The sequence below is a fragment of the Pontivivens insulae genome, assembly GCF_900302495.1.
GTDB lineage: Bacteria > Pseudomonadota > Alphaproteobacteria > Rhodobacterales > Rhodobacteraceae > Pontivivens > Pontivivens insulae.
Map to the genome: position 1 here is coordinate 1 of NZ_OMKW01000007.1, position 2500 is coordinate 2500.

Consider the following 2500-nt stretch of genomic DNA (forward strand, 5'->3'; position numbering starts at 1 on the left):
GCTCTTTAAAAATTGAAAGTATATTGAAGGGATATGCGGGCGGTTTGGTTGTCGATGCGACAATGGACTGTTTGTATGTCTAGCCAGTTAGGGTTTCGAAAGTTTCCCGATGATATTGGTGTCAGCTTCACTGTTTGGGGCTTCGGATGATTTCGAGGTAACTCAAATGGTATAAGCGGTCAGCATGGTGCAGATCATGTTGATCGATGTGCATATGGTTCACTGTCAAGAACGTCTTTGGACGTTTCAACTTGAGAGTTTGATCCTGGCTCAGAACGAACGCTGGCGGCAGGCCTAACACATGCAAGTCGAGCGCTTCCTTCGGGAAGAGCGGCGGACGGGTTAGTAACGCGTGGGAACGTGCCTCTCTCTACGGAATAGCCATTGGAAACGATGAATAATACCGTATACGCCCTTCGGGGGAAAGATTTATCGGAGAGAGATCGGCCCGCGTTAGATTAGTTAGTTGGTGGGGTAACGGCTTACCAAGACGACGATCTATAGCTGGTTTGAGAGGATGATCAGCAACACTGGGACTGAGACACGGCCCAGACTCCTACGGGAGGCAGCAGTGGGGAATCTTAGACAATGGGGGCAACCCTGATCTAGCCATGCCGCGTGAGTGAAGAAGGCCTTAGGGTCGTAAAGCTCTTTCGCCTGTGAAGATAATGACGGTAGCAGGTAAAGAAACCCCGGCTAACTCCGTGCCAGCAGCCGCGGTAATACGGAGGGGGTTAGCGTTGTTCGGAATTACTGGGCGTAAAGCGTACGTAGGCGGACCGTAAAGTTGGGGGTGAAATCCCGGGGCTCAACCCCGGAACTGCCTCCAAAACTGCCGGTCTAGAGGTCGAGAGAGGTGAGTGGAATTCCGAGTGTAGAGGTGAAATTCGTAGATATTCGGAGGAACACCAGTGGCGAAGGCGGCTCACTGGCTCGATACTGACGCTGAGGTACGAAAGTGTGGGGAGCAAACAGGATTAGATACCCTGGTAGTCCACACCGTAAACGATGAATGCCAGTCGTCGGGCAGCTTGCTGTTCGGTGACGCAGTTAACGCATTAAGCATTCCGCCTGGGGAGTACGGTCGCAAGATTAAAACTCAAAGGAATTGACGGGGGCCCGCACAAGCGGTGGAGCATGTGGTTTAATTCGAAGCAACGCGCAGAACCTTACCATCCCTTGACATCCTGATCGCGGAACCGGAGACGGTTCTTTCAGTTCGGCTGGATCAGTGACAGGTGCTGCATGGCTGTCGTCAGCTCGTGTCGTGAGATGTTGGGTTAAGTCCCGCAACGAGCGCAACCCTCGCCGTTAGTTGCCAGCATTTAGTTGGGCACTCTAGCGGAACCGCCGGTGATAAGCCGGAGGAAGGTGGGGATGACGTCAAGTCCTCATGGCCCTTACGGGATGGGCTACACACGTGCTACAATGGCAGTGACAATGGGTTAATCCCCAAAAGCTGTCTCAGTTCGGATTGTCCTCTGCAACTCGAGGGCATGAAGTTGGAATCGCTAGTAATCGCGTAACAGCATGACGCGGTGAATACGTTCCCGGGCCTTGTACACACCGCCCGTCACACCATGGGAGTTGGGTTTACCCGAAGGTGGTGCGCCAACCGTAAGGAGGCAGCCAACCACGGTAAGCTCAGCGACTGGGGTGAAGTCGTAACAAGGTAGCCCTAGGGGAACCTGGGGCTGGATCACCTCCTTTCTAAGGATGGTCCAGCGAGCGGATCGCATCTTCGGATCGATCGGCCATTGGACCACTTAGCAGTGCCTCTTCCTCACGGGAGATGTCAGCGAAAGCGGCATAGAGCACATATACTAGACGATCGAGCCGTCCTCATATCCCTTCAAATTAGAACGCGAAGCGCGAGCTTCGCAGTGGTGTGGTAGGCACCCAGTCTGGAACCGGGTGCCTCTCGGCATCTTTCCTTCGGAAAGAGCCTGCCGCACTCAAGACGATCTGCATCGCAGATTGCTTGTGGGTCGGTAGCTCAGGTGGTTAGAGCGCACGCCTGATAAGCGTGAGGTCGGAGGTTCAAGTCCTCCTCGACCCACCAACGGTTTGGGGCCTTAGCTCAGCTGGGAGAGCGCCTGATTTGCATTCAGGAGGTCAGGAGTTCGATCCTCCTAGGCTCCACCAACCACTCTTTTGCAGAGCAAAAGATGTGGCGCCCGGCAGAACGTTGCGCAGCAATGTTCGAGAGGGCTGACCCACCTATCCCTTCGACATGATCTTCAAGCTCAGAGTTCTGATCTTGAACATCCTGTCCGGCCTTCGGGCCAGCGGATGATTTACATCGTATAGAGAGAAATACACGAGACGTAACAATCTTGGTATTGTCCGAAGCTTGCTTCGGAGAGCGACTTTCCTGTGTGAACAGGGTGGTCTGCGGATGGTCTGCCAAGGCCACTGCGGGTCTGTCGCCAGCCCATCGCCAGTGCGTGCTGATGAGGTTGATCCTTGATATGTTACAGTCTTTCCAAGTCAAAAACAC

At 53.9% G+C, this 2500-nt stretch carries 2 tRNA genes and 1 rRNA gene; all 3 read left to right on the forward strand.

The features are described from left to right. Positions 1 to 247 precede the first annotated feature (247 nt). Positions 248 to 1710: ribosomal RNA gene (locus POI8812_RS17435) — 16S ribosomal RNA — on the forward strand. A 275-nt stretch (positions 1711 to 1985) separates the two neighbouring features. Further along, positions 1986 to 2062 (forward strand) — tRNA-Ile (locus POI8812_RS17440). A 7-nt stretch (positions 2063 to 2069) separates the two neighbouring features. Further along, positions 2070 to 2145 (forward strand) — tRNA-Ala (locus POI8812_RS17445). The last annotated feature ends 355 nt before the right edge of the window (positions 2146 to 2500 follow it).